This is a genomic window from Syntrophomonas zehnderi OL-4, from assembly GCF_000983115.1.
Taxonomy (GTDB): Bacteria; Bacillota; Syntrophomonadia; order Syntrophomonadales; family Syntrophomonadaceae; genus Syntrophomonas_B; species Syntrophomonas_B zehnderi.
Map to the genome: position 1 here is coordinate 1 of NZ_CGIH01000032.1, position 26008 is coordinate 26008.

At 44.4% G+C, this 26008-nt stretch carries 22 protein-coding genes and 1 pseudogene; 12 read left to right on the top strand and 11 right to left on the bottom strand.

The window, feature by feature from the left end; translation table 11 throughout:
• From AAV90_RS09620 to AAV90_RS09630, 3 genes and pseudogenes are all read left to right on the top strand, one after another.
• A pseudogene (locus AAV90_RS09620) lies at positions 1-192 on the top strand (IS5/IS1182 family transposase); the annotation flags it as partial.
• Positions 193-389: 197 nt separating this feature from the next.
• Positions 390-1172: a short-chain-enoyl-CoA hydratase gene (locus tag AAV90_RS09625; protein ID WP_046498340.1), complete on the top strand. Its 783-nt coding sequence runs from the start codon at positions 390-392 to the stop codon at positions 1170-1172.
• 209 nt (positions 1173-1381) lie between these two features.
• A complete protein-coding gene (locus AAV90_RS09630; protein WP_052729713.1) occupies positions 1382-2182 on the top strand; it encodes an enoyl-CoA hydratase/isomerase family protein in 801 nt (266 codons plus the stop codon).
• Positions 2183-2259: 77 nt separating this feature from the next.
• Here AAV90_RS09630 and AAV90_RS09635 read toward each other — a convergent pair whose 3' ends face one another.
• Both AAV90_RS09635 and AAV90_RS09640 read right to left on the bottom strand, forming a co-directional pair.
• The gene (locus AAV90_RS09635; protein WP_046498342.1) at positions 2260-3231 is read right to left on the bottom strand and encodes an NAD(P)H-dependent flavin oxidoreductase; all 972 of its coding nucleotides are present in this window, start codon (positions 3229-3231) and stop codon (positions 2260-2262) included.
• Between the two features lie 190 nt (positions 3232-3421).
• Positions 3422-3676: a hypothetical protein gene (locus tag AAV90_RS09640; RefSeq protein ID WP_046498346.1), complete on the bottom strand. Its 255-nt coding sequence runs from the start codon at positions 3674-3676 to the stop codon at positions 3422-3424.
• Positions 3677-3920: 244 nt separating this feature from the next.
• On the opposite strand from AAV90_RS09640, the gene AAV90_RS09645 reads away from it, so the two are divergent.
• The gene (locus AAV90_RS09645) at positions 3921-5453 is read left to right on the top strand and encodes an oxygen-binding di-iron domain-containing protein (protein WP_046498348.1); all 1533 of its coding nucleotides are present in this window, start codon (positions 3921-3923) and stop codon (positions 5451-5453) included.
• A 323-nt stretch (positions 5454-5776) separates the two neighbouring features.
• Here AAV90_RS09645 and AAV90_RS09650 read toward each other — a convergent pair whose 3' ends face one another.
• The 4 genes from AAV90_RS09650 to AAV90_RS09665 all read right to left on the bottom strand — a co-directional run bounded on the left by AAV90_RS09650 (position 5777) and on the right by AAV90_RS09665 (position 10824).
• Positions 5777-6403, bottom strand: coding sequence for a carbonic anhydrase (locus AAV90_RS09650; RefSeq protein ID WP_046498351.1), 627 nt, complete (start codon positions 6401-6403; stop codon positions 5777-5779).
• 232 nt (positions 6404-6635) lie between these two features.
• The gene (locus AAV90_RS09655; RefSeq protein WP_052729714.1) at positions 6636-8060 is read right to left on the bottom strand and encodes an MBOAT family O-acyltransferase; all 1425 of its coding nucleotides are present in this window, start codon (positions 8058-8060) and stop codon (positions 6636-6638) included.
• Complete coding sequence (locus AAV90_RS09660) at positions 8057-9130, bottom strand: hypothetical protein (RefSeq protein WP_046498353.1); 1074 nt, start codon at positions 9128-9130, stop codon at positions 8057-8059. Before AAV90_RS09660 ends, AAV90_RS09655 begins: the two co-directional genes overlap by 4 nt.
• 407 nt (positions 9131-9537) lie before the next feature.
• Positions 9538-10824 carry a uracil-xanthine permease family protein gene (locus AAV90_RS09665; RefSeq protein WP_046498356.1) on the bottom strand — a complete coding sequence of 429 codons (1287 nt, stop codon included), beginning with the start codon at positions 10822-10824 and terminating at the stop codon, positions 9538-9540.
• Positions 10825-11126: 302 nt separating this feature from the next.
• Between AAV90_RS09665 and AAV90_RS09670 the strand changes: the two genes are divergently transcribed.
• Together AAV90_RS09670 and AAV90_RS09675 are read left to right on the top strand one after the other, a co-directional pair.
• Entirely contained in the window at positions 11127-12803 is a 1677-nt protein-coding gene (locus AAV90_RS09670; RefSeq protein ID WP_052729715.1) for an AMP-binding protein, read from the top strand.
• A 68-nt stretch (positions 12804-12871) separates the two neighbouring features.
• Positions 12872-13702 (top strand): methyl-accepting chemotaxis protein, encoded by an 831-nt coding sequence (locus AAV90_RS09675; protein ID WP_046498359.1) that lies wholly within the window; start codon positions 12872-12874, stop codon positions 13700-13702.
• Between the two features lie 200 nt (positions 13703-13902).
• Here the strand turns inward: AAV90_RS09675 and uppP are convergent, their stop codons facing one another.
• Both uppP and AAV90_RS09685 read right to left on the bottom strand, forming a co-directional pair.
• A complete protein-coding gene (gene uppP, locus AAV90_RS09680; RefSeq protein ID WP_046498360.1) occupies positions 13903-14694 on the bottom strand; it encodes an undecaprenyl-diphosphatase UppP in 792 nt (263 codons plus the stop codon).
• Positions 14695-15002: 308 nt separating this feature from the next.
• Positions 15003-16313, bottom strand: coding sequence for a copper amine oxidase N-terminal domain-containing protein (locus tag AAV90_RS09685; RefSeq protein WP_046498363.1), 1311 nt, complete (start codon positions 16311-16313; stop codon positions 15003-15005).
• A 198-nt stretch (positions 16314-16511) separates the two neighbouring features.
• Here AAV90_RS09685 and AAV90_RS09690 point away from each other — a divergent pair, with 198 nt between their 5' ends.
• From AAV90_RS09690 to AAV90_RS09705, 4 genes are all read left to right on the top strand, one after another.
• A complete protein-coding gene (locus tag AAV90_RS09690; protein WP_046498366.1) occupies positions 16512-17258 on the top strand; it encodes an ABC transporter ATP-binding protein in 747 nt (248 codons plus the stop codon).
• Positions 17248-18921: a COG1361 S-layer family protein gene (locus AAV90_RS09695; protein ID WP_046498369.1), complete on the top strand. Its 1674-nt coding sequence runs from the start codon at positions 17248-17250 to the stop codon at positions 18919-18921. Before AAV90_RS09690 ends, AAV90_RS09695 begins: the two co-directional genes overlap by 11 nt.
• Positions 18914-20263, top strand: a complete 1350-nt coding sequence (locus tag AAV90_RS09700; protein ID WP_046498372.1) for an ABC transporter permease — start codon at positions 18914-18916, stop codon at positions 20261-20263. The genes AAV90_RS09695 and AAV90_RS09700 overlap by 8 nt, the downstream gene beginning before the upstream one ends.
• Before the next feature lie 786 nt (positions 20264-21049).
• Positions 21050-21817, top strand: coding sequence for an enoyl-CoA hydratase/isomerase family protein (locus tag AAV90_RS09705; protein WP_046498375.1), 768 nt, complete (start codon positions 21050-21052; stop codon positions 21815-21817).
• Between the two features lie 93 nt (positions 21818-21910).
• Here the strand turns inward: AAV90_RS09705 and AAV90_RS14135 are convergent, their stop codons facing one another.
• The 3 genes from AAV90_RS14135 to AAV90_RS14140 form a co-directional block, all read right to left on the bottom strand.
• Positions 21911-22453, bottom strand: coding sequence for a DUF1648 domain-containing protein (locus AAV90_RS14135; RefSeq protein WP_052729716.1), 543 nt, complete (start codon positions 22451-22453; stop codon positions 21911-21913).
• 10 nt (positions 22454-22463) lie between these two features.
• On the bottom strand, positions 22464-22895 hold the full coding sequence (locus AAV90_RS09715) for a PaaI family thioesterase (RefSeq protein WP_046498378.1): 432 nt from the start codon (positions 22893-22895) through the stop codon (positions 22464-22466).
• Between the two features lie 246 nt (positions 22896-23141).
• The gene (locus tag AAV90_RS14140; RefSeq protein WP_052729717.1) at positions 23142-24020 is read right to left on the bottom strand and encodes a peptidoglycan-binding protein; all 879 of its coding nucleotides are present in this window, start codon (positions 24018-24020) and stop codon (positions 23142-23144) included.
• A gap of 450 nt (positions 24021-24470) precedes the next feature.
• Here AAV90_RS14140 and AAV90_RS09725 point away from each other — a divergent pair, with 450 nt between their 5' ends.
• Entirely contained in the window at positions 24471-24713 is a 243-nt protein-coding gene (locus AAV90_RS09725) for an ArsR/SmtB family transcription factor (RefSeq protein ID WP_341363018.1), read from the top strand.
• A 50-nt stretch (positions 24714-24763) separates the two neighbouring features.
• Positions 24764-25603: an arsenite methyltransferase gene (locus tag AAV90_RS09730; protein ID WP_046498382.1), complete on the top strand. Its 840-nt coding sequence runs from the start codon at positions 24764-24766 to the stop codon at positions 25601-25603.
• Positions 25604-26008 lie beyond the last annotated feature (405 nt).

Genomic DNA, 26008 nt, shown 5'->3' on the forward strand with positions numbered 1-26008 from the left:
CGAGCCAAAGGCTATGGTCTACGAAGCATCCGCATTCAGGCCAAACTAACAGCCCTGGCGGTAAACTTAAAGCGGATAGCCAAACTGGTATCCGCTTCAAAAGGGTTATCTTCGTTTATTTTGAGGTTTTTATTCTGTCGGTTACAGATTAACCTACCTGATGGGCTGTGGGTAGCCGCCAGGGCGGCTTAAAAGGGTTACTTTTTCAGTGGTCTCGAACCGTCCCCTTGACACCTATCGAACCGTCCCCTTGACACCCAGAATATTTGCATTAGTGCTGTTATCAAACCCATATTACAGTATAATTATCATAAGTTTATGGTATGGCGATTTGAATATATACAAAGCCGGAGTTTGGCAAATAGACAGGAGAGGGAGGTCTTATTATAATGGCTTATAAAAATATTATTTTGGAAAAAGAGGACAGTCTGGCGATTCTTAAGGTGAACCGCCCCCAGGCTTTGAATGCCTTAAACAATGAAACCCTGCGGGAGATCAAAGCTGCTGTTATGGAGGTCAAGGATGATGAAACCGTTGGGGCGTTAATCATTACCGGAGCAGGCGACAAAGCCTTCGTAGCCGGAGCCGATATCAGTTTTATGGAAAACCTGTCCGCGGTTGAAGGCAGAGACTTCGGTCTGCTGGGTCAGGATGTATTCACTGCCGTAGAGAATCTGGAAAAACCGGTTATAGCTGCCGTCAATGGCTTTGCTCTGGGCGGAGGATGTGAACTGGCTCTAGCCAGTGATATAAGACTGGCCTCCCAAAAAGCGGTATTTGGACAACCGGAAGTTAGTTTGGGTATTACCCCCGGTTTCGGCGGCACCCAACGTTTGCCCCGTATTATTGGGGAAGGCCGGGCCAAGGAATTAATATTCAGCGCCCGTAGTATAGATGCTCAGGAAGCCTACCGGATAGGTCTGGTCAACCAGGTATATCCCCCTGAATCCCTGCTGGAAGAAGCAAAAAAAATGGCCCGAACCATCATGGCCAATGCTCCCCTGGCTGTAAGATTCAGTAAAGCCGCCATAAACAAGGGTATGCAAACTGATATTGACTCAGCCCTGGCGATTGAAGCCGACCTGTTCGGCCTGTGCTTTTCAACCCAGGATCAAAAGGAAGGTATGAATGCTTTCGTAAATAAGAGAAAACCTGCTTTTATATGCCAATAAAGGCCGTTTAGAAGAACCTGTTTTTTGATAGGTTCGCCAATAATGAAAATGAAGTTCACAACCAGGTGCTGAGGGTTACCTCAGTGCCTTTTTTGTTTTTTGCAATAATAAATTTCTAAAATATATCCCAATATGGTAATATATAGTTATATATGTAATATATTTACATATAAGTATTGCTGTTCATTTATTTTGGGGGAGGTAATATAATGGCAGAAAATTATCGCGGGATTGATTATGAGACTATTTTAGCGTGGGTTGAGGACGGAATTGGCTACCTTCAGTTTAATCGACCCAAGGCCTTTAACGCAGTCAACTACAAGCTGCTGCTGGAAGCGACCGAAGCTCTGAATTTTTTCAGTGATGATCCGGAAGTTAAGGTTATTATTATCTGTGGAAATGAAAATGCATTTGCCGCTGGGGCCGATCTGAAGGCTGTAGCCGGTTATACTGCATTTGAAGCGCGGGACTTTCTGGATAAAGTTCATCAATGTATGTTTGCTATTGAAGACAACCATAAGCCCACCGTTGCAGCCGTGCGCGGTCTGGCCCTGGGCGGCGGACTGGAAACAGTTATGGCCTGTGATATTCATATTATCGCTGAAAATGCCACCCTGGGTCTGCCGGAGATTAATCTGGGCATATTCCCCGGCGCCGGCGGAACCCAGCGGTTCCCGCGCATTACTTCCATGAACATAGCTAAACAATATATTTTGACCGGTGATTTCTTCGATGCGCAGACCGCCCTGCGTATCGGTCTGGCTAATATGGTAGTGCCGGCTGAAGAAGTTATGGATGCCGCCAAAAAAATGGCGAGAAAACTAGCCAAAAAGAGTCCTTTGGCTCTCAGGGAAGCTAAAAACGCGGTTAATATGTCCATGAATTATGATATCAAGGCCGGATGCCGGGCCGAACAGATCGCCTGGTCGATGCTGTTTGCTTCTGAAGACCAGAAGGAAGGTATGAATGCCTTTCTGGAATCCCGCAAAGCAGAATTCAAAGGAAAATAGCCTAAATTTTATTCGACAGGGGAAATCCCCTGTCGAATAATCATACTTAAATGTCTAAAATGTTCTGTGCACAACACCTACTGAAATCTAGCCAGATTTTGCCGCAGTATTTTCTCGGCATCTGCAACCATGGTATCCAGTAATTCCTGGCAACTGATTACATCATGGATCAAGCCTATGGATTGCCCTACCATGAAAGCGGCCCCTTCCACATCACCATTGACCCAGGCTTTTTTTACCCGTTGTCCGGTAATCAGCGGAAAGATCCTATCCAGGTCTTTTCCCTCGGCTTCGATATCCAATACCTGCTGGGTTAATTCATTTTTCAATGCCCGACCTTGTAAATTAAGACTCTTGCAGATAAGAGTCGTATCCTGTTCTTGCCGCTTAATGATCTCCTGCTTTATATTCTCATGCACCTGGCATTCCCGGGTATTTATAAAGCGGGTGGCCATCATAACCCCTTCCGCACCCAGAGTCAAAGCAGCCGCCAAGCCCCGGCCATCTGCAATGCCCCCGGTGGTTACCACCGGAATTTTTAGGGTCTCGGAGATGCGGGGGGTTAGAACCATGCTGGTCACATCATCATTTAAGGGATGTCCCCCTTCTTCAATCCCGGCTGCGAAAACCCCGTCATAACCAAGTTTTTCAATATTAAGTGCATGCCTAAGCGCACCGACTTTATGAAATATTTTGACCCCGGCCGCATGCACCTGATCTAAATAGCGCGTGGCCGGTGCCCCAGACACCTCGATAAACGCCACTTTTTCTTCACAACATACCCGAAAATAATCATCGTAGGTCTCCTGGCTAATACGGAAGGACGGTAAAAGCGTGATGTTAACCCCGAAAGGCTTATCGGTCAACTCTTTGGTCATTTGCAGGGCCGCCCGCAGTTCTTCGCCGCTATCATAATTTCCGGCAGTCACATTGCCTAAACCCCCGGCATTGGAAATAGCTGCGCATAATTCCGGTTTGCCCAGCCACAGCATTCCCCCGCAAATAATGGGATACTTGATACCTAACATTTCCGTAATTTTAGTTTTCATCCTGTCAACCTCCTTTTTAACATTTTGTTAAGATACCCCTGTAAACTTAAACATGTTCATTTGGCATTGGTTGCCCGCTTCAGTAAAATGCAAAAAGAGACTAAAAAGCGTACGTGTTGTCCATATTATACGGTATTATTATATCCAATATCCAGCCAGGACTTAAGAAACGATTTTTGGGGCGAGTTTTTTATTTTACTTTCTTAAAATACTCTTTTAATTTTTCGACCAGTTCTTTGCGTATGGAGGCGGCTGCAATATTATTTCTAATGGGATCCATTTCCGGAAAAACGCCTTCTTTATTTTTGCGAACTACTATCATTTCGTTGAAAATGATTTTACCGTCTTTTTCAATCGTTACCCGGGTATCGTAATCTTTGCTGCCGGTAATTTTTTTCCCTTTAACAGGCGTACTTCTCATAATTTCAAAATGATATTTTAACAAGGCGATTACCTCCCGAAAACTAAATTATATTGAATTCATTCTATTTTTTTTAAGTATTTCCTGCTCACAACCGCTGGTTATATGGATGCAAAATTATTTGCTGCGTTGGCAACATAATTACTCCGCAACACCACAGCTTAAATTTCGAAATTAAGTCGCGCCCTTATTGTTATTTATCCCCTGTATCTATAATATGTAATTAAAGGTTTTGGATGGTAAGTCTCTTACAGAAAGGAAGGTTTTTATGGGTGCGGTAAAGATAAATGAAAGTGTTTACTGGGTGGGGGTTCAAGATCCTGATCTTAAGGTTTTCGATATAATTATGGAAACAGAGTTTGGTACCAGCTACAATGCTTACCTCATAAAAGGCAACGATAAGATAGCTCTTGTAGAAACCGTCAAATCCCATTTTATGCCTGAGTACATTGCTAATCTGCAGGAGCTGGTAGAGCTGCCGGATATTGATTACCTGATATTAAATCATACCGAGCCTGATCATGCCGGTTCGGTTGAACAGCTACTCGATATAATTCCCGGGTTGATTGTGGTGGCTCATCAGACCGCTTTGGAATTCTTAAGTGAAATAACCAACCGCAGTTTTAAATCCCTGCCGGTTGGAAACAGAGCGGAGCTTGACCTGGGGGATAAGCATTTGCAGTTCATAACCGCGCAACTGCTGCACTGGCCGGACACTATCTACACATATGTTCAGGAAGATAAGCTTTTGTTTAGCTGTGATTCCTTCAGCAGTCACTTCTCCGATTCCCGGATATTTAATGACCTTCTGGACAGGGATATGATGCCTGCCTTCAAAGATTACTTCGATAGTATATTGAGTCCATTTAAACCCCAGATGTACATTGCTTTAAGAAAACTGCGCCATTATGAAATAAATATGATCTGCCCCGGGCATGGTCCTATCCTGCGCAGCAATATCAGCCATTATTTAAACCTCTATCAGGATTGGGCGGCACCGCCGGTTGCAAAGGAGCGGCCGAAAGTTGTTATCGCTTATGTCTCAGCTTATGGCTACACCGCCCAGCTGGCTGAAAAAATCGAGCAGGGATTATGTTCGTCCGGTGATTTTGCAGTGCACAGGTTTGATCTTATGGATACTCCGATACAGGAGGTTGTATCGGAATTGGAATATGCGGATGGCATGTTAATCGGTTCCCCCACCATCAATAAAGATACCCTGCCGCCGATATGGAATCTGTTATGCTGTCTCTCGCCCATTACCCATTCGTCAATCATCGCTGGTGCCTTTGGGGCTTATGGCTGGAGCGGGGAAGCCGTACCCAATATTGAAGCTCGCTTTAAGATGCTGCGGATGAATTACCTGCCGGGCTTAAGAGTACGTTTTAAGCCATCTGGCGAAGAACTTGATAAGGCCTATCAATTTGGTTTTGATTTTGCCCAGGCCTTGCAGGGTAACCGCGATCTGCTTAAGGACTATGCTGACTACTACTACTGCAACAACCCCAATCATAATCCCAGTCTTTGTCGGCAGGATTTCCCCAAAAAATATAACCATGAGGATATCATTATTTACTGGAATCCCCAGCAGTGCACTCATGATACCAACTGTTTCATGAACCTGAAGGAAGTCTTTAACCCCGAGGCCCGGCCCTGGGTGAATCCTTCCGGGGCACCGGCTGAGGATATTATTAAAACCATCAACCTCTGTCCCTCCGGAGCCCTTAAGTTTTCTCTCCCAGAAGGTTCTTCAGTCGATCCCAAGCTTGCCAAAGGCTCAGGTTATTTATCTGACGGATAGAATATAACCGCGGATAAAGCGGGTTAATTGGACACAGATTCCGGTATGATTAATATTGATTGATTTTTAAAATTAACGATTCGCAGCATAATCGTAAATGCTCTATAGAATCAGCAATTTGTAGGGGCGACCTTTGGTCGCTCCGATGTAGCGGAAGCTTTAGCTTCCGGTGGGAAGCAAAGCTTCTCCGTCCGAATCGCGCGCCACCATTTTATAGGTGGTTGTGTCCTGCGGGCAGGGAGGGCTAATTAGAAAATAGCCACTGAACAATTACTCACGTTCAGCGGCTATTTTTTAATCCGCTTTATCAGGGCCGATTTTAATTACCGGGTCTGGTCAAATACTACCCGGCCGCTGTCCAGATGGTATTTGGCACCTAGCACAACCAGACGGCCATCATCAACTAAATGTTTGACAACCGGGCTTTTCATGACTTCAGCCACCATGGCTTTGGTGTTTTCATCGGTGGCGGCTTCATACAGATCAGCACCGCTAAACCCGGCAACCCGGGCGTTTTCCACCGAGGGTTTGATTATTTCAATGATGGAATCAATGCTGCCGGGCACTTCGCCGCCGTCCACAGTCGCTTTGACAGCACCGCAGTTTTCATGCCCCATAATAACCAGGAGCGGAGTATTAAGGTGTTCCACCCCGTATTCAATACTGCCCATCTCTACTTTAGACACCACATTCCCGGCCACACGAATAACAAAAAGATCACCCAGCGCCTGATCGAAAATCAATTCTGGGGGAACGCGGGAATCCGAACAGGTTAAGACAACCGCAAAAGGTTTTTGTCCCTGGTTAAATAATTCTTTCCGCCTGGAACCATCCAGGTTCTTGGAAAACAGCATGCCCTCAACATAGCGCTGATTGCCTTCTGCCAGCAATTGCAGGGCCTGGGGAGCGGTTACTACTTCGGGTCTTTGGTAAACAGTTTCGGCAGCCAAAACCAACACCTCTTTTTTAAGCTAATCATTTCCTGCTCTAATAATTCGTCCCCAGCCCGCATATTCCTGCCCGGATTTTCCCGATAAAACACCCGTATCCGGTACTCAAGACGGATGCCGGGTTGGAGCAAAATAATTTTTTTTGGGGGCTACTGATACGAATAACACTGAAGGATAATATATTTAGGAACCGAAGGCCAAAGCTATAGGAGTATTGGCAAGCGCGCCTATTTTAAAATTTAAAATAAATAAAATCGCTGGTCTGACCCTGTGAGAAAATAATCAAGACTAGTATGAAGGCTGTATATGCCAAAGCCCTAAGCGGAGGAGGAAATAAACGTTCCCAGGCACCGCCTATCTGCGCTGCATGCTCCCGCACCCAGTTTTCCACGATATGCAGGAGGTAGAGTCCGGCTATCAGCAGTAGAAATTTGCCGGTATAGGCAGAAAAATTCAGTTGATAAGGTATTACCATGCGGTGCACCATCTGCCAAGCCTGCTGCAGACTGGACGCCCGGAAAAAGACCCAGCCGATGCAGGTAAGGTGAAAGAAAATAAATATGGATAAAAACCTATAGGCAGCACTGTTGAAAAAGCGTTTTAGACCCAGACGAGCTTTGAATTTGCGATAGATATTATGGCCAATCAGCAATAAACCGTGATACATACCCCAGATTACAAAAGTAAAGGCCGCGCCGTGCCAAAGTCCGGATATGCTCATAGCCAGGAAAAGGTTAAGATACTTTCTTAGTTCTCCTTGCCGCGAGCCGCCCAGAGGAATGTATATATAATCCCTGATCCAGGTAGACAGGGTTATGTGCCAGCGTCTCCAAAACTCAGTGGCATTAGCACTCAGGTAAGGCGTTTTAAAGTTCAAGTTCAGCTTAATTCCAAAAAGGTAAGCGATTCCCACCGCCATTTCACTGTAAGCAGAGAAGTCAAAATAGAGCTGGAAGGTATAAAGATAAGCCGCAATCCAGGTCTCTACCGTCCCTAGCGAAGCACTGCCGGCAAAGAAGTTATTGGCATAGACAGCTATATAATCGGCGATCAACAACTTTTTAAACAGACCCATGGCTAGGTAACCCAGTCCCAGGCGGATATTTTGACGGATCTCCAGGGTTTGGATCTGCTCCAGCTGCGGAATTAACTCACCCCCACGCATGATGGGTCCGGAGACAACATGGGGAAAAAACGACCCAAACACCCAAAATACCAACAAGTTTTGACTGGGAGGGATTTTTTGCTGATAGACATCCACCAGGTAGGAAATAAACTGAAAGGTATAAAAGGAGATCCCCACCGGCAGAACCAGATCAGCAACAAAAGGTATTTTAGGGAGCAGGGCAATATTAAATACCTTTTCCGCTATGCTTAAGAAGAATAAAGTATATTTAAAAAATACCAGGTTGGCTACATTAAGGATAATGCCTGCCCATAAAAAACGCTTTTTATGCGGACCAAGCAACGCCTTACCCAAAAAGTAATTAGCGATGGTTATCCCCACGAAAAGCGCCGCCGGGCCCAGACCAGCCAGGGCATAAAAGGCCAGGCTGACTGCTGCCAGCAATACCATCCGCCCGCGCGGCAGTAAATAATAAATAGCCAGGACGACAAAAAGACAAAAAAAGAATTCCGGGGTCTGAAAAAACATCATAGCTGGTTTTCTCCTGCCAAAGATTCTTCACCTAAACGCTGGGCCATTAATGAATAACCCGGGCCGATGAGGTGGACATGATCACTGAACAAGCGCTGATCAACGAGTCCATGAAAATCGATATAGGCAACCTGCCGGACGGCAAAATAATCTTTAACCGTTTGCAGGTTTGACTGATAGCCCGCGTCATGTACCTGCGGCACCAGTTCATAATTCACCGGGGCCATAAATACCAAAGTTTTTTTGCCCTGCTGGTGCTTAATAATCTTTTCTAAAAAGAATATCTGCGGGTTGCCCTGACTCATATCGAAAGGCTTAACCGCAAAACCCCTCTGGTATTCGGGGGACGCCAATAGCTTTTGTAGACCTTCTTTCTGATACCAGGGCCGCGGATCGCCTAAGGCGTTTTCTTCCTGCCGGTCGGTTAATTCATAAAACCTGTGTTGGAGATCTGCCTTAATAAAATCCTTGTAACGGAAAATAGCCAACCTTTCTGTGATGAGCCGGTTCAATTTCTGGGTCGGCCCTTCCCGGGCAATCTTCCCATTAGCTGTCAATTGCGGGGTTACCTGCTCATAACTGGCCGGATCGAGCCGGGCCAGGTCCTTTTGCAGCCAAAATACCACCGGCGGATCAGGGTTGCGCTCAACAAAGCCGGCATAAATAAGATTAATAATCAAGTTCTCAGTCGATATGCCGTGTTCGTCCAGTTTGAGTATCATGGTATAGATGTCTCCGGTCTGCATGGCCGGCATCGCCAAGTTAAAAACCGCCTTTTTCTGCCCTGCAAGCAAGTAGTATTCTTGAAGCCTAGCCCCTATCGACTCATCAGCTGGGCCAGGGCCGCTGTGAGCAACCGAATCCCCCAGAATGATGACGTAATCTTTAATATTCTGACTGTCGATCTGGTGCTTAATCTGATCCAGAACCACATCAATATTGGCAGGGTTATCCTTCACCACTGTATAATTCATGCGGCTGTCGTAGGCTGATTTAAGGGGTACCACTCCCGGGAGTATTAATTCAATTATCAGAAGAAAAAGCAGCAGGTATACGGCCGTTTTTTTCATAATCAGTCCTCAAAATAATCGTAATTATTATTTTTAATGATTGGTAAGTGAAATCATACTGGGATACAAACTAAAATATAACACAAATTACGGCCGCCCGGACAAAAATAAAGAAAACAATACTTTCCAATAGAAAAAGCCACCCAAAAAGGCTGCCCCAACAAACTTTTCAGAACAGCCTTTTTCCCTTTATTAACCACCTATGAAAATAGCATGCGTAATAGGGAACGACCTTGGTCGCTCCCTAAAATTCAACCGGTTTTTTTGAGCATATACGATAATGCGGCAAATAGCGTTTTATAATTTAAGATAACTCTGTGTAAATCTGTCTTATCTGTGCAATCTGTGTCCATTAAAGCCGCGTAAATCCGCGCAAATCCGTGTCATCCGCGTCCATTTAAACCGTATTACCCTTTACTGTTGCTGAATATCATATGTTCCAGCAGGAGAGCCACCAAGACACCCATGACAAATCCGTTCCCGAGTATAGGGCGCACGGCAGCCGGGAAAGCTGCAAGCACCTCGGCAGGCATGAAAGCTACCATAATACCAATCAATATAGGCAGGCCTATAGGCAGAGCATAATCAAAATAGGGCTGCTTTATAGCTGAAAAAGCGGCCGCCAGACCAGCGGCTACCTGGGTACACATAATAAAAAGCAGTACACAGCCAATTACTACACCGGGAATAAAAGACAGATAAAATAATATACGCGGCGTGAAAGCCAGAGCCAGCATGATGATTCCAGCCGGTATCAGGGTAGTGCGCGCCGCACAACCGGTGGAGGCAATTACTCCGGGGCTGAAGGAAAAATTAACCGGACCGATTACGCCCATAAACCCAGCCAAAACGTTACCTAGACCTGTTGAGGTAATACCTTGGGTAATTCGCTTGGGCATCTCGTCTGCCTGTAACACTGAACCCACCGCCTGAATAGAACCCAAATCATTGATAGCCAATCCCAAAAAACAAAGCAGGAAAGCGATCAATAGGCCGGGATCGATTACTATGCCGGTAGTCAGTTGTTGGAAAAATCCTCCCAGGAATGGAACACTTGTTGCATCAACTCCCTTGGCCCAGCCAGGATTGATTAAAAAATAGGCCAGACTGCCAAATATCATAGCCCATAGTATCAGGGTTGCTTTCCATAGGCCGGTCAGCCAGCGCTGACCCATAAACATCAGTATTATAAAAACTAGGGCAAAACCCAAATGGCTGGCAGAAGACATCTGACCTGAAGAACTGCTGATTAATTTTAATATCGTTGGTAACATGGTAAAGGCCACTAAAAGCAGGATGACGGCTACCACCCGGGGAGTAAACAACTGACGCAGGTAGGCAAACAAACCGCTAACGGCCAAAATGCTAAGGATTAAGCCGCAGATTAATATACTGGAGTAAATTGCGGCGGAAGAACTGGTTTGTGATGCCAGTATGCCGATCAGTAAAACAGTCGCCGGCCCAATAACCAGAGGAAGGCGATGTCCCCACCAAATCTGTATCAAAAGGCTGACAGCCATTACTGCAAATAGTTTCTGCATATACAGAATTTCGGCAGCCATACTCCCTTCCATACTCCCCAGGACTTTGCCTAATATGATCACAGCCGGGATCGTAACTGCCAACCATTGCAGACCAAAGATGAGATTCTCTTTTAAAGGAGGCCGATCCTCCAAACCGTATTTTAGGTTCATAACACCTTTCACCCTTTCGCAGTGCTTAAGGCACAGATAGTAATGAGATTGTATCTTACTATTTATTATAACCTTAGTATAATTTGATTCTGCAAAGCAAATCATTCTCCTGCTTCTTAATAAACTTTAATAACCAAAATATCTGATATTATGCCAAAATGTTTTATAATAGAGGAATATTTATTTGATTTGTCGAATATTCGTTATAATAATTACCACATATATGGGGGGGTGTGACTGGGAAGTGATAATTGTTTCCGGCAGTCGTCAACGGTATTGTACGCACTAAGGAGGACAAAGAAATGGAAGTAAAAGCTTGGGAGAGATTTTGGGAAAAAAGCTGGACAGACGTCTGGGTTAAAGAAGGTTACCAACACGGTAAAGACCCTTTGTTTCACATTCTTTACAACAATTCTTTACGTAATCGACATCGTACAGCCCTCATCTATTACGGCACAGTAATAACCTGGGATGAACTTCGTGATCAAATCATGCGTGCTGCTGGAGGACTTCAAAAGCTAGGGGTAGAAAAAGGTGATCGCGTCTATCTAGGCATGCAAAACTGCCCTCAATTTGTTATCTCCTATTTCGCCGCGCATATGCTGGGAGCCATTGTAATGGCTATTAGTCCGGCATACAAGGAAGGCGAAGTAAACTTTGTATTAAATAACAGCGAATCCAAGGTAATGATCATAGAAGAATCAGTGGTACCTGTAGTTAATCAAATCCGCACCAACATTCCCTCCGTAAAACACATTATTGTTACTTCCCTGGAGGAGTATTTGCCCGAAGACCCCTACCCGGCTTTTCCGGCTGATCCAAACGGCAAAGGAATAGAATGCCCAGGTGCTATAGCCTGGAAAGATCTGATCGCCAACGAACCCCTTAAGAAAATGGCCGATGTAGATGTTAACGATGTGGCTTTGCTCCAATATACATCGGGAACGACCGGACACCCCAAAGGGGCTATGCTGACCCACTTAAACTTATTAAACGGTGCTTTTGTGCAAGCCGTTCAGCCCTACAATACGGTAGACTCCGTATTAGTTGCGGTCTTACCTCTATTTCACATAACCAGCATGAATGATCATATGCTCGCCTGGGCCTTCGGCGGTAACACCATGGTACTATTAGCCCGCTTTGATCCTGAAACCTGGATGCAGGCCGTGGAAAGATACCAGGGAACTTATAGTATTGTCGCAACACCAGTAGTTATTGCCATATCCAATCATCCCAGTTTTGGTAAATACGACATTACCTCCCTGCACAACTTTGGCATCGGCGGAGCCACATTGCCCCAGGCAGTGTTCAATAAATACAAGGATCTGGGGATTACCCTTTTTGAAGGTTACGGGATGAGCGAAACCACTGCCACCACCGCCTTTAACCCCAATGATGCTGTCAAGCTGGGCAGCATAGGCCTGCCGGTTCCCCAGGTCGATTTAAGGATTGCGGATATAAATGATTTGAACAGGGATGTTGCTATCGGCGAAGAGGGAGAGTTGTGGGTTAAAACTCCTAGTTCAGGGATTGGTTACTGGAACGATCCCGAAGGCAGCAAGGAAACTTTCCTGGGAGATGGCTGGGTACGTACCGGCGATATTGTGAAGATGGACGAGGACGGATATCTGTATATCTGCGGCCGGCTTAAGGAAATGATTAAATCCTCAGCCTACAGCGTCTTTCCGGCTGAAGTAGAGGAATATATGTATGCCCATCCGGCAATCCTGGAATGTTGTGTAATCGGAACTCCCCATAAGGTCAAAGGGGAAGAGGTCAAAGCCTTCGTAGTTCTCAAAGCCGACTGGAAAGGCAAGATTACGGAAGCTGAGCTGATCGAATGGGCTAAAAGCCAGATGGCTCCTTACAAATACCCGCGCCACATTGAATTCCGGGACAGCCTGCCTAAAGGCAATACCGGCAAGATAATGCGCAAAGTCCTTAAGGAAGAAGAAGCGGCTAAATCAGCTCAAAAATAAAATCCTATAATAAAACTTTGTTCACTAAGCATCTTAGCCTAAACAGAATAATAATTGGAGTTGGTTTTATGTCAAGTAAATTCCTTGATTCTATTCCTTTGGTTGCCAGTGAAATTGTGAAGATGGTTCCCGGTGGTTTAGCAATATTTGCTACAGATATGGAAAAAGTGACGGTTTCAGAGATTAGCGGTTTTAAAAAAGCACTTCTTGAGGTTGGTCAGGAAATACTTAAGGGTTCGCCTTCCTATATGATTATGCAAAATAAAGAAACGCTTGATTTTGAGCTGGGTGAAGACAGTCCGTACGGGGAAGCCCTCAGGATTATTGCCGTTCCAGTATTTGATGATGAACAACCCGGAGAGTTAGTGGGAACTTTCGGCATTGCCCTACCCCGCTATAATGCATTTGAGCTGCGGCGTATTTCTGGAATTTTTACAGAGTCTCTAGCCGAAATCTCAGCAGCCATTCAACAAACAGCGGCTGCTGCCGCTAACATAAGTACTGTTGAAAAAGCGTTAAACGAAAGTATTAACGGCATTGGCGAAATGGCTAACAGTATCGTCACAGTGCTTGATTCCATCAAAAGTATTGCCGATCAGACGAAGATGTTGGGATTAAACGCTGCCATAGAAGCCGCCCGGGCAGGTGATGCAGGACGAGGATTCGGGGTAGTTGCCGAGGAGATTCGCAAGTTATCGGAAGATTCCAAGACAACTGCTGAGGAAATTCGTATAATGACTCAAAACATTGAGCAGAGCATTGAAGAAGCCCAACACAACTCCAGGACAGCGCTTCAGGCAGCAGAAGAACAGGGGGCGACAACTGAGGAGGTTGCCGCCAGTATTGAAGAGATGGTGCCCAAAGCTGAACTGCTGTCCAAAATTGCCCAGGCCCTTTAAAAGGCGCATGCCATTAAATACCGGACAAAGGCAATACCGGCAGGAAACGCGTAAAGTTCTTAAAGCGGGAGAAGCAAAAAACATCTGGCTAAAGCTAACCCACCGCAAATATGTCATTACTTGTGATAAATACACCAACGGACGAGGTAATATCCTCGTCCGTTTAGATTACATCGTAATTTTCAGCTATCCCCTCTTGTTTAGATCCGCACCATCACCAAAAGAATGACTAATGCACCCAAGGCAAAGCGATACCAAGCAAAAGGACGAAAATCCTTGGTTTGAACATAGCGCAGCAAAAACCCGATGCTTAACAAGCCTACAACTGCAGCCACCAACATTCCTATGATAAAATTGGCATTGATCATGGCCGGATTAGCTAATATCTGAGGGGTTTTAATCAGCCCGGCTCCCAGAATGATAGGGGTAGAAAGCAAAAAGGAAAAACGGGCCGTATCTTCCCGGGTCATCCCCAACAAGAGGCCGGTGGTCATGGTTATCCCGGAACGGGATACACCGGGTATGATAGCTAGGGCCTGGGATAAACCGATTAAGAAACTGGTTTTTAAATTGATTCCTTCTAAATCAATCTCTTTGCGTCCGCGGCGATCAGCCCACACTAAAAATATACCCATTAAAATCAGCATAATGGCTATCAGTAAAGGAGCCCGAAATACTGTCTCAGCTATATCTTCCAGCAGGAATCCAATAATTGCACCAGGTATGCTGGCTATCACCAGATACCAAAATAACCGTCCATCCTGGGTGGAGACACCTTTTAATCCGGCGGATATAAGCTTTAACCAGTCCCTCCAAAAATAAATAATTACAGCGAATAAGGTTCCGATGTGCAAAGCAATATCAAAAGTTAAACCCGGGTCATTCCAGTTGAATATCCAAGGAACTAAAACCAGATGGGCTGAACTGGATATAGGAAGGAATTCGCCCAATCCTTGTACCAGACCCAATACAACGGCTTCCAATAAACTCAAAATATCTCCTCCTTATAAAAACTTCTGCCATTATAACATAGATTAAGCCCTTTAATCACTGTGGCCACTTCCCAGGTATTTTCTTACATAATATCGCGCAGCAACCACTGCCTAATTTATATATACAGCGAAACCACTGCGAAAATGCCCCGGAAAATGTTTTAACCTCATAACCGCAGGCCACTACCTTCAGGGAAAAGTAAGGGGGAGTCATCCACAAAAACGACCAAGGGCTGCTCCTGTAATCCCTTTTATCCTTATAGGGGCAGGAGCAGCCTCCGGCAGTCTATATTGCTATATTACGTTTATTAGTTTGATTGGCGGTTAACAGCCTCGGTTTGCTGCTTAATGTAATCATTCATAGGAATAGCTGAACTGACATCAGGCACAGCAAAATCCGCCCCCAGGTCGTAGATCTCATAATTGGCCTTTTGCTTCATATCCATCGATATTTCGGTCTTGGTGTTTTTATCAGCCGGCACCTGCATATTCATTTTCATTGCCGCCTCCAAATCCATGTAGGTAGGCTGGTAATTGTTTTGATCTATCCACACATTATAAAAGATATCGGCCTGCATATTTTTAAAAACATCGGTCATCAGTTCTGTAATCTCCTGGGCCACATCTTGGGTGACATCCTTTAAAATTGGTTGTTCCTGCAGCGGCAGGTTTTTCATAGCTTTACTAAAAAATTGGTTAAGGCTGTCGGCACCCATGGTAACATTAATTATCCAATAGGGCTGGCCATTTTTTTCCCGATCATTGCCGTAACTCATCATCACCCCGTAATCCTTCATCTGTTTGATTGAACTCAGCGGATCCTGACTGCCCGTTTGCTCCAGCAGAGCTTTCATATCTAAACCAGGAACGTCAAATTTTACCCAGCCTTGATCAGGCATCGTCATATACATGCCTGTGTCATTAATGAGTATTTCTGATTCTGCCGGTATAGCCTGAGCAGTATTTTCCTGCGGCAGATTAACTGTTGCCGAAGTTGCCGAAGTTTTCCCATATATCAGCATGGGGTTAACCTGGGTGGCCACAACCATTTGCATGGTCATATCCATCTTTTGTATATCCCCAGGCTTATTGGCTTCTACTACCTCATTTTGCATATCCATAGCAACTTTCATTTTATAGCTGTTATACTTCTCCATGGCAGCACTGGATTTAGCCAACATCTCTTCTACGGACAAGCCTTGACGGGTTTCGCTAAAGTTAACCGCTACCGTCCGGCTCTGATCCTGCCATTTTACCTCAGCCCCGAAAAGCTCATAAATAAATCTAAGCGGCACCATTATTTTACTGTCCAGCACCTGGGGAGCAACAGGCATCATCATCTCCTGGCCATCAAATCTGGCACTGGTGCTGCCAACCTTAAGAGTCAGGATATGGCCGGCTTTATTTATAATAATCTCCTGATCTTTGACAGATACATCCGCTCCCAAAACCCTGCCGACCAAATCCAGTGATCCTTTCGTAATTCCCTGCTCCAATTGCAAAGGTTGAACCGGCTCATATGCCCTGCCATTGACGTTGAGGTTAACACTCGCCCAGACTGGACTGGCGAGTAGCAGAACTAGAAACATTGACAATGGAATAACCAGGTTTTTACGCATAATTATACCTCCTTTTTGTGTTCTTTTGATTATAGCACGTAAAATCATACATGGGGGCCAATTTCTACCCTTTCTAGTGCTTTTCTCCGCTTAAAAAGAAAAAACAAATAGTGAAAGATATTTTTTTTTATTCCATAATTATCTAAAGGTATATCATTTGCCCAGATAAATCATCATCTCAAGGAATCGCGCTAAAAAATGACATCGGGAAAGGAGACGAAAGTAATAAATTCAGGCATTATTCAGATTGATAAGCTAAGAAAAATATACCGGCTGGGAGATGAGAAAGTAATTGCCCTGGACAATATTTCCCTGCAAATAGCCCGGGGAGAAATTTGTTGCATCTTAGGCCCTTCCGGTTCTGGCAAGTCGACTTTGCTAAATATGATGGCCGGACTGGAAAAACCCAGCCGGGGCAGTATCATCATCCGCGGCCATGAAATTAGCCGGATGAATGAAAATCAGCTGGCTCGCTTCCGCCAAAAGTATATCGGTTTCGTGTTTCAATCCTATAATCTTCTGCCTACCCTGACCGCACTGGAAAACGTCAGCCTGCCTCTGACCTTCCGGGGCGTAAAAAAAGGGGTGCGGGATAAACAGGCATTAAAAATGCTCACCGCTGTAGGACTTAAAAAACACCGTAACCACAAACCTGCCCAAATGAGCGGCGGCCAACAGCAAAGAGTTGGTATTGCCCGGGCCTTTGTCAGTCATCCCACGGTAATTTTTGCCGATGAGCCGACCGGCAATCTGGATTCCAAGACCAGTTCCGAGGTTATGCAGCTCATCGTTCAAATGGCTCGTCAAAATCAACAGACCCTGGTTATTGTGACCCATGATGCTGGAGTAGCCGCTTATGCAGATCGGATTGTTCATATATTGGACGGGAACATTGCCCAGATTGAAAATATTACCGAAACGAGGGAAATGAAAAATGAAGTATAGCCTACTTAACCTGTTTTTGGCGTTCTGTCTCCTAATTAACAGTGTCATATGCCTTCCGGCTGTTGCCCAGGACGAAACAGATCTTCAGCTCCAAAAAGGCGAGCCGCATATTATCATTGCCAATAACCGCTGGATACCTGAATTTAAAGCCGGGAGCGATGCCACCCTGAATATACCTATTGATAATACCGGCACTGCCCCCGCCTATAATGTCAATGTATCCTTACCCGTCAGTGAACCGGATAAGTTTCCATTTAAGACTGAAAAAATGACCCTTAACCATTATTCGACTTCCATATGGCCCGGTTCAAGCGTAGCCAGTTTTAATCTGAAGATACCACCCAATGTTAAACCTGGAACGTATCCAATTAACGTTAATGTCAGCTATACTACGCCAAGCGGCGGTGGCGGTCAGGTATCCGGTATAATCTATACTAAAATTACCAATAGTTACCGCCAGCCCATTTTGCAATGCACAGGTGTGAAATTTACAGGCGAAAAACTCCCCGCGGGCAAAACGACAATTATAAATCTGCAAATGCAAAACGATGGCGACCTGGCCCTGCAGCAAATTGAGCTGCGCCTGGGAGGATTTTCAGCCAATGGCATCAGCCTGGACAAATGGCCGGAAACCCAGAATATCCGCAAGATGGCGGCTGGTGAAACCAGATTGATTGCTTATAAAATCCTGGTTGACCAGGAAGTTAAAACCGGCACCTATACGCTGGATTTGACCATGAAATACCAGGACGAATATAATCAGGAATATACCAGAGACAGCAAGGTTTATATCCCGGTAGCCGGCAAAGACAATCAGGATGATCTGACACCGCGGATTATACTGGAAAACTATGATTACGGCGCCGCTACGGTTGCCCCCGGTATGACCTTCCCGCTCAACCTGGTTTTTGTAAATACCAGCGAAACAACCGCCGTACGTAATATCAAAATAAGTTTCAATTCAGACGGGCAGATATTCTCTCCCGTAGGCAACAGTAACTCGCTCTATATTCCCAACATGCCCGCCCAAGGCCGTATCCAAAAAACCCTAAAGTTCAAACCCAAAGCCGGGGCCGAAAGCCAGACCTACAACATTAATGCCGACATTGATTATCAGGATAGCAAAGGCACCAAATTAACCGAAAAAGAAATCATCAGTATTCCGGTCAGCCAGGAAGTAAGATTTGTTCTGTCGGCAGTGGAAGTCCCTCCTGAGGCCGTCCTGGACTCTCCGCAATCCATATCAGTCAGCTACCACAATAGCGGCAAGGCTATGGTACGCAACCTTAACCTGCGCGTAGAAGGAGATTTTGAAATTAAGGATGGTTTACAATATTTAGGCAATCTGGAAAGCGGCAAAAATGATTATTGTGATGTTACCATCATTCCCCATAAAACAGGAAAATTAACCGGTAAAGTATTTATTGATTATGAGGATGACAACGGCAGCCAATATCAACAGACCCGAGATTTTTCCCTGCAAGTCGTAAAAGCGCCTGAACCAATTGAACCTGACTCTCAGACTCCGGCAGATGCGCCTAAACAGACGTGGAAAAAATGGCTGGTGATTGGCGGAGCTTTTATCCTGCTGTCAATAACGGCGGCAATAATTTATAGAAAACGCCGCCATGCCCTGGAAGAATTGGAGTTTGAAGATGAATAAACTGGATCTCTTGCAAATGAGCCTGCAGAACCTCCGGCGCAGAAAGGCCAGAACATTTCTGACCATCCTGGGCGTTGTTATAGGTACTGCATCGATTATCATCATGCTGTCGCTCAGCAGCGCCATGGAGCAAAACTTCAAGGAGCAGATTGCCCGTATGGGCAGCCTTACTGTTATCGATGTGTACTCTGGAGCGGGCGGAGAGATGCCGGGTCATGCCAGGCCTGGTGAGTTAAAACTCAACGATGAGACGATTGCCGAATTTTCATCTCTGCCTGGCGTAAAAGCAGTAATGGGCTTACAATATAGTTTTATGCGCGTTGTGGCCGGTAAGATGGTGGGCGATATTCAGGTTATCGGAGTAGAACCGGAAAAATTAGCGGATTTTGATTATGAAATCGAAACAGGCCGTTTGCTTTTACCCTCGGACAAAGATACACTAGTCTTTGGTAAAAACCTAGCGTATGATTTTCGCAATCCTCGCCTTAGCAATGAGTATATGACTGGCTATATGGGGCATGACAATAATTCAAAACCGCCGGTTGAGCTGATTAACAACAAGCTGCTTTTAACCGCCGACATGCAATATGGGGAACGACGCCCAAGCCTTCCAGATCCCAACAACAAAACACCCCGTCCCCACGAGGTCAGAGGAGTCGGCATTTTAAAGGAAAGCGGCGATGAAAAAGATTATCAGGCCTTGATAAATATCGCCGTACTGCGCAAAATAAAAGCGGAAGACAGCAAGGCCATCGATCGGGAAAACCGCACGAAAAGAAATGAGTTAGATAAACAGTATGATAATATCAAGATTAAAGTTGCCAGCATGGAAGAAGTCAGGGATATTCAAAAACATATTCAAACCCTTGGTTATCAAGCCTCGAGTCTCAGTGACATGCTGGAGTCGATGAAAAAAACCTCCCGTACTATGCAGGCCATACTGGGAGGAATTGGCGCGATAAGCTTACTGGTTGCTGCGATAGGAATTGCCAATACTATGGTAATGAGCATCTATGAACGAACCAGGGAAATTGGTATTATTAAGGTGTTGGGAGCGGATATGGCCGATATCAGACGCATGTTCTTATTGGAGGCCGCCCTAATCGGATTAGGAGGCGGTATTCTGGGCATAATCTTTAGTTATGGAGTTTCCTGGATCTTAAACAATATAGCTGGAAAATACATGGCTAATATGGCGGAAAGCACCCAGATTTCCATCATTGAGCCTCAGCTAGCCCTGGGCGCTTTAATATTTGCTACCCTGATCGGTTTGGTATCCGGTTATGCTCCGGCTCATCGAGCCATGAAGCTAAGTGCCCTCGAAGCCATACGCAGTGAATAAACATACGGGGAAAAATAAGACTAAATGACAATAACCGTTTAGGAGTTGCACTGAATTTTTTAAAAAAATCGATATATTTTGACACGTATATCAGTTTGTCCAGTTGGGAATTTTATTATTAACTATTGTTTTATTTTTGATTTGATGTTATTATACCCCTATAGGGTATCAATTGTTAATTAATGCAAAGGAGTGATAGAATATGTTAAATACTACACCTGCTACCATTGAAGATTTAAAACAGATTCTGGCAAATCAGAAAATTGACTCCACCAATTTGAGGATTATAGCCAGTCCAGGCTGAGGAGGGATAACATTTAATCTGGTTCTGGATGAACCGGCTGAAGGCGATGTCGTTGAAGAACACAACGGGATCAAATTTACGGTCTCCAAAAATATAAATGACGATTTTGGACCGTTTACCCTTTCCTCAGCCAAGCATGGATCCCAGGTCTATTTGCAGCTATTAGCGGCCAAGAACGAACCGGGCGGCGGATGTGACTCCTGCTCATCCTGTGGTTAAGCAAACAAGATAAGTAAATACTAACCGATATATTGGCTCAGGGCTTCATCCTGAGCCCTTTGTTTTTGCTCATTTATATCAGTAAATACATATTATGGTTATTTAGGCACCCCTTCCCAACCATAATAAAAATATGTTATGATATAATAAATCATGGTATTTTTTGTAATTATAGTAAGCGCTTGTATATAATAGCGTCCTGATTTAACTGTTTTATATCTAAACAGGTGTGCAAACGATTAATGAGTAGGAGGGAGAGTCCTGTGTTTGACTGCGAAGTTGAAGATAATATCATTATTTTTCGTTTTAACTACGGCCGAACTAACTCCATTACCCTAAAGACCCTGCAAGGTCTAAAGACGTATATCGACCAGCTGAACGATGACGATGATTTAAAAGGCCTGATACTTACAGGAACCGGCAGATACTTTTCCAGCGGCTTTGATTTGGAAACGTTCACCACCTTCCCCAGTGAGCAAGCCATTATTGACTGGTTCAAAATAGAAGAAGAGGTGTTGTATCATCTTTTTACCTGTTCAAAACCAGTAATCGCAGCTATTAATGGACATACTACCGCAGCCGGCATGATTGTTTCCATGGCCAGCGATTATCGGCTGGCGATTAATAATGCCCGGGTCAAAGTGGGTATGACCGAGATTAAGATTGGCTTATCCTTGACTCCGGCCGAAGCGGATATTATGCTGTATGGTCTGGACAGCGACAAGAAATATCGCGATGTGGTTTTCGGAGGTAATTTGTTCTCACCCATTGATGCGGTCAACCGGGAGATATTTGATGAACTGGTTGACGACCAGGACGAGTTAATCAACCAGGCAAAAGCTAAGATTTGTAACCTGATCGATACTCCCGGCCGGCCGTTTATTGGTCTAAAAAAACTGCAACGCCAACAGCGGGCAGAAACGATGAGGAAAAACATCGACAACTTTGATATGAATAATCTGGTAGTTACTTTTACCAACCCCGCCATACTGCAAACCCTGAATTATATAAAACAATCGTTGGCAGGATAAGGGCTTCGGATAGGCAGGAGATAACACAAATGGGGGTTAAGCTTTTATATAGACTCCAACTTCCCCGTTGCGGATCCAGGCAGGAGCGGTTTTTCAACGTTTTTTAAGGGGACTGTAATTGATTGCCCCGCATTTGAACAGCATCCAGAGGCTTTCCAGAACCAAGGCGGCAGCAAAAAACCAGACGCCCCAGCCAATGCCATTTTGCAGTCCCAATGCCGTATTAACAGAGCCATACTGTATTACAGTAAGCAAACCTACTGTAGTTATATTAATTATCACCATCATGCGAGCGGAAATTGTACGTATTTCCTCCAGCCTTTTGGTGCCCAGCCTATCTTTTTCACGCTGGCTAATATTCATATACCTGCCGGGATCATCCGGTTTAATTATCAAAATATAATTAATCGCCAGCATGGTAAGCCAAACAGCCCCAGCAAGCAGCACCAGTATATAAACCGACCAGAATCCCTTGGCACTCCAAGCGTCAGGCTGGCCGGAAGGTCCAAAATGAGTGGGGATACGTTCAGGCATTAATGGATAGTATGTAACTGTATAAGCCAGGATAAACCCCAACATCAGTAGGGGTATCAATTCCAGCCACGGAGGATAAAAACGACTGATCCTTCCCCACATTTTTATCTCCTTACTTGCCGGCTTGTCCTTTTTTGGTCAGTATCGTCTTGGTTATACGTGATGCCGCAACCAGTTGATCATTATCATCAAACACATTGGCCTCGATATAGGCCAGTCTTTTTCCTTTTTTTAGAATATTGGCTTTAGCTGTAATTTCTCCCTGGTAGACCGCGGCTAAAACGGAAACGTTAATATCATTGGTAACGAAAAACTGATCTTCACTCACCAATGTCCATAATGCCGAAGAAGCTGCTAAATCGCATACGGTATAATAAATCCCGCCATGCAGAGCGCCATTGGCATTTAATACTTCTGCTTTTACAGGCAGTCGCAGCTCTGCATATCCCTTCTCCACATCAGTAACTTCAACGCCGATAAAATTATGATAAGGTAAATCTTCAAAACTGGCTTTATTTTTCAGCTTATTTTCGTCAATTTCCATAATCAGTACGTCCCCCTAAATAATTCATCTTTAATCTCCCTTAAATATATTAACAGAATAATCAATCTACAACCACTTGAAAACCTCTTGATTATAAACTTGCTCTATTATCGTTTTTATATCGGTAATAGTTTTTTTTTATAAAAACCGTTAAAAAACTCCCCTGTTAGCAGCGGTTAAAGTTTTTATTTTAACTGGCTGCTAGGAGGGGAGCATATCTAAAGTTACATTTAGTTTTTCAATTAATTAATACTTATAATTGCCTGCTTTGTAGACAGCGGCCTGATGGGCTGCATCCACCCGGTTGGTACCATGGGTGCGGCTGTTTAGAAAATGAATGCAAAACTGTCCGTCAAAGTTGTTGTTATAAATATCCTGTCCTCCATGGGGCATTCCGTTCATGGAGCCAGCAAAGACACGTCCATTTACATTCACTATTACAGCTCGGCGATTCCAGCTCCATTGTCCGCCATAAGCCTGTTTCATTTTGGCGGTATCCGCAGCCGTAACCGGTTCAACATCGGCGTGATTGGATCCCCCGTAACGATAAATATTGAAAGTAATTCCCGTATCAATATCTGTTACCGTAGCTTGGGTTTTTCTGGGGAAAGCTTTATTTACAACTGTCCACCAATCGGCCATTTCAGGATTACGGGCTCCTATATTGGCCGGTGCGGGGATAACCAGAACCACACCGGGATTAAGAATACAAGAACTCAATCCGTTTGCTTGCATCAGGTCATTTAAGCTGACTCCATACTTAGCCGCTACCCCGGATAAACTATCTCCAAGTTTAAGTGTATAGGTCCTTTTGGCACCCAGGGAATTATATAAAGCAGCTTTAGTTTGGTTGCCCACTATTCCATCTACGGCTAGCCATTTTGATTTTTGAAAGGCAATTACGGCATTTTGGGTTTTAGGTCCGAAAATACCATCGATACCATATGTATTAAACCCCAGGGCAGTTAAGTCCTGCTGCAGGTCATATACAGCTTGTCCCCGACTGCCGTATTTTAACAGGCTTGTACCATAATTGCCTGCCAAGGCCTGACCGGGTACCATGGATACGACCATAAAAGCCAAGATTACCGCTGTAACAACAAAATTTTTCCTTTTTTTCGTCACTAAGTCAACCACTTCCTTTCATCATTTTGCGACGGGCATTTTACTATAATTGCCCATCTTTTTTCTTGAAAGCCAACTAATCATGAGCTTTCCAAAACAGGCTTAATTTGAATTCTAACTTCTGAGTTCGCCAACCTCAAATTCGTTCACGTTTAATGACACTTCCTCCATAAACTTCACTATATATATCCTGTCAGGTATAGCTAAATCTGCCACTATGATAAAGGGTGGTATTTATTGTATTTAAATGGGCATTTGATTTATATCCTTAGGCTCGGTTTGGCAAGGTAAATTGAATACTTTGTAATTTCCAGAGTAATTTCTAATCATTAATAACAATAAAATTCATTCTTGCTAACATCAAATATTTTTGATATTATAAACAGCATGATTAATACAGTTAAAATTTCCAAAGTATTAGGGGATCCTATACGCTATAAAATATTACTGATGATCGTAAACCATGCCGAGCAGGGTGTGGCCGGTTATAGCAATCCAGCCGGGGGTATTTGTAATTGTCAGCTTATGGATACCTTCGACATGATTCAGTCCAGGGTTTCATATCATATGAAAGAATTGGTTGAGGCCGACTTGGTTCGTGAAGTTCCAGAAGGCAAATGGAAATACTATTTCCCTAATACCGAAGTCATCAAGGCATATATTAGGCAATTGGAGAGCGATTTTAAACTATAATTTCCTATTTTTTACATCAAACAATATTGATATAAGGGGGAAAACTGCATATGAATGATATACGCAATGCTGTCAAACAAAAATATGCTGATGCGATTACCGGTAATAAAGGCGGGTGTTGTGAAGGAGGCAGTATCAACTTAGGCCAATGCTGCTGTAGTGGTAGTAAAATTAATACTGCTGATATTGTTGCCAGAGATTTATATCACGCCAATAATATGGAGGGCTTGGATCTGGATCTCATAGCTACCTCTTTCGGTTGCGGGAATCCTACCGCCCTGGCAGAATTAAGACCTGGTGAGGTAGTTTTGGATCTTGGAAGCGGTGCCGGTCTGGATGTGCTGCTGTCGGCCAAAAGAGTAGGCCCTACCGGCAAAGCATACGGGCTGGATATGACCGATGAAATGCTGGAGGCGGCCAGGACTAACCAGAATAATGCGGAAATTAATAATGCCGAGTTCTTAAAGGGACATATCGAGGAAATTCCCCTGCCGGATAATTCGGTCGATGTCATAATTTCTAACTGTGTTATAAACCTTTCGGCTGATAAGAACAAAGTACTGCTTGAAGCATTTCGAGTGTTAAAACCAGGGGGTAGATTTGCCGTAACGGATGTTGTGCTCCGTAAAATGCTTCCAGTAAAAGTACGGCAGGATATGCAGGCCTGGGCCGGATGTGTAGCCGGTGCGCTACTTGATGAAGAATATCGCACTAAGCTAACTGCGGCTGGCTTTACTGATGTTGATTTGGAGGTAATCCGGGAATACGAATTTGGTGAAGATAAAATGGTGGCCTTATTAGCCAGTCTCTCCCCCGCTGAAAAAGAAAACCTTACCGGAGCCATCTTCAGTGCTTTCGTAAGAGCCAGAAAACCGGCGGAGGAAAAGTAATCTATTTGCGCCCCAACACTCAACCTACAACTTTAATAGTTACCGCTAGGTAACATACGTAGTGCCCGAAGGGTGCAATCACCTATGAAAATGATTGCGGACAGGGAAGCTCTGCTTCCCACCGGAAGCTAAAGCTTCCGCTACATCGGGGCGACCAAAGGTCGCCCCCTATTAATTGCCGATTTTTTTGAGCATTCACGATTATGCTGCTAACAGCGTTATTAAAATTAATCACCCTGCGGGGACTACTGATATGAACTTCGTTCATAATTAAGGTTGCTGTGTAAATCTGTCTTATCTGGGTTATCTGTGTCTATTAAACTGCGTAAATCCGCGTAATCCGCGTTATCCGCGTCTATTAAAAATCTATTTTCTTACTATATGGTTCGCTATACAGATGGGAAA

What these genes read in the sequence shown, in the direction of transcription:
- AAV90_RS09625 (WP_046498340.1), top strand. Translation starts at nt 390, where the DNA reads ATGGCTTATAAAAATATTATTTTGGAAAAAGAGGACAGTCTGGCGATT.
- AAV90_RS09630 (WP_052729713.1), top strand. Translation starts at nt 1,382, where the DNA reads ATGGCAGAAAATTATCGCGGGATTGATTATGAGACTATTTTAGCGTGG.
- AAV90_RS09635 (WP_046498342.1), bottom strand. Translation starts at nt 3,231, where the DNA reads ATGAAAACTAAAATTACGGAAATGTTAGGTATCAAGTATCCCATTATT.
- AAV90_RS09645 (WP_046498348.1), top strand. Translation starts at nt 3,921, where the DNA reads ATGGGTGCGGTAAAGATAAATGAAAGTGTTTACTGGGTGGGGGTTCAA.
- AAV90_RS09655 (WP_052729714.1), bottom strand. Translation starts at nt 8,060, where the DNA reads ATGATGTTTTTTCAGACCCCGGAATTCTTTTTTTGTCTTTTTGTCGTC.
- AAV90_RS09660 (WP_046498353.1), bottom strand. Translation starts at nt 9,130, where the DNA reads ATGAAAAAAACGGCCGTATACCTGCTGCTTTTTCTTCTGATAATTGAA.
- AAV90_RS09665 (WP_046498356.1), bottom strand. Translation starts at nt 10,824, where the DNA reads ATGAACCTAAAATACGGTTTGGAGGATCGGCCTCCTTTAAAAGAGAAT.
- AAV90_RS09670 (WP_052729715.1), top strand. Translation starts at nt 11,127, where the DNA reads ATGGAAGTAAAAGCTTGGGAGAGATTTTGGGAAAAAAGCTGGACAGAC.
- AAV90_RS09675 (WP_046498359.1), top strand. Translation starts at nt 12,872, where the DNA reads ATGTCAAGTAAATTCCTTGATTCTATTCCTTTGGTTGCCAGTGAAATT.
- AAV90_RS09685 (WP_046498363.1), bottom strand. Translation starts at nt 16,313, where the DNA reads ATGCGTAAAAACCTGGTTATTCCATTGTCAATGTTTCTAGTTCTGCTA.
- AAV90_RS09690 (WP_046498366.1), top strand. Translation starts at nt 16,512, where the DNA reads ATGACATCGGGAAAGGAGACGAAAGTAATAAATTCAGGCATTATTCAG.
- AAV90_RS09695 (WP_046498369.1), top strand. Translation starts at nt 17,248, where the DNA reads ATGAAGTATAGCCTACTTAACCTGTTTTTGGCGTTCTGTCTCCTAATT.
- AAV90_RS09700 (WP_046498372.1), top strand. Translation starts at nt 18,914, where the DNA reads ATGAATAAACTGGATCTCTTGCAAATGAGCCTGCAGAACCTCCGGCGC.
- AAV90_RS14135 (WP_052729716.1), bottom strand. Translation starts at nt 22,453, where the DNA reads ATGTGGGGAAGGATCAGTCGTTTTTATCCTCCGTGGCTGGAATTGATA.
- AAV90_RS09715 (WP_046498378.1), bottom strand. Translation starts at nt 22,895, where the DNA reads ATGGAAATTGACGAAAATAAGCTGAAAAATAAAGCCAGTTTTGAAGAT.
- AAV90_RS09725 (WP_341363018.1), top strand. Translation starts at nt 24,471, where the DNA reads ATGATCGTAAACCATGCCGAGCAGGGTGTGGCCGGTTATAGCAATCCA.
- AAV90_RS09730 (WP_046498382.1), top strand. Translation starts at nt 24,764, where the DNA reads ATGAATGATATACGCAATGCTGTCAAACAAAAATATGCTGATGCGATT.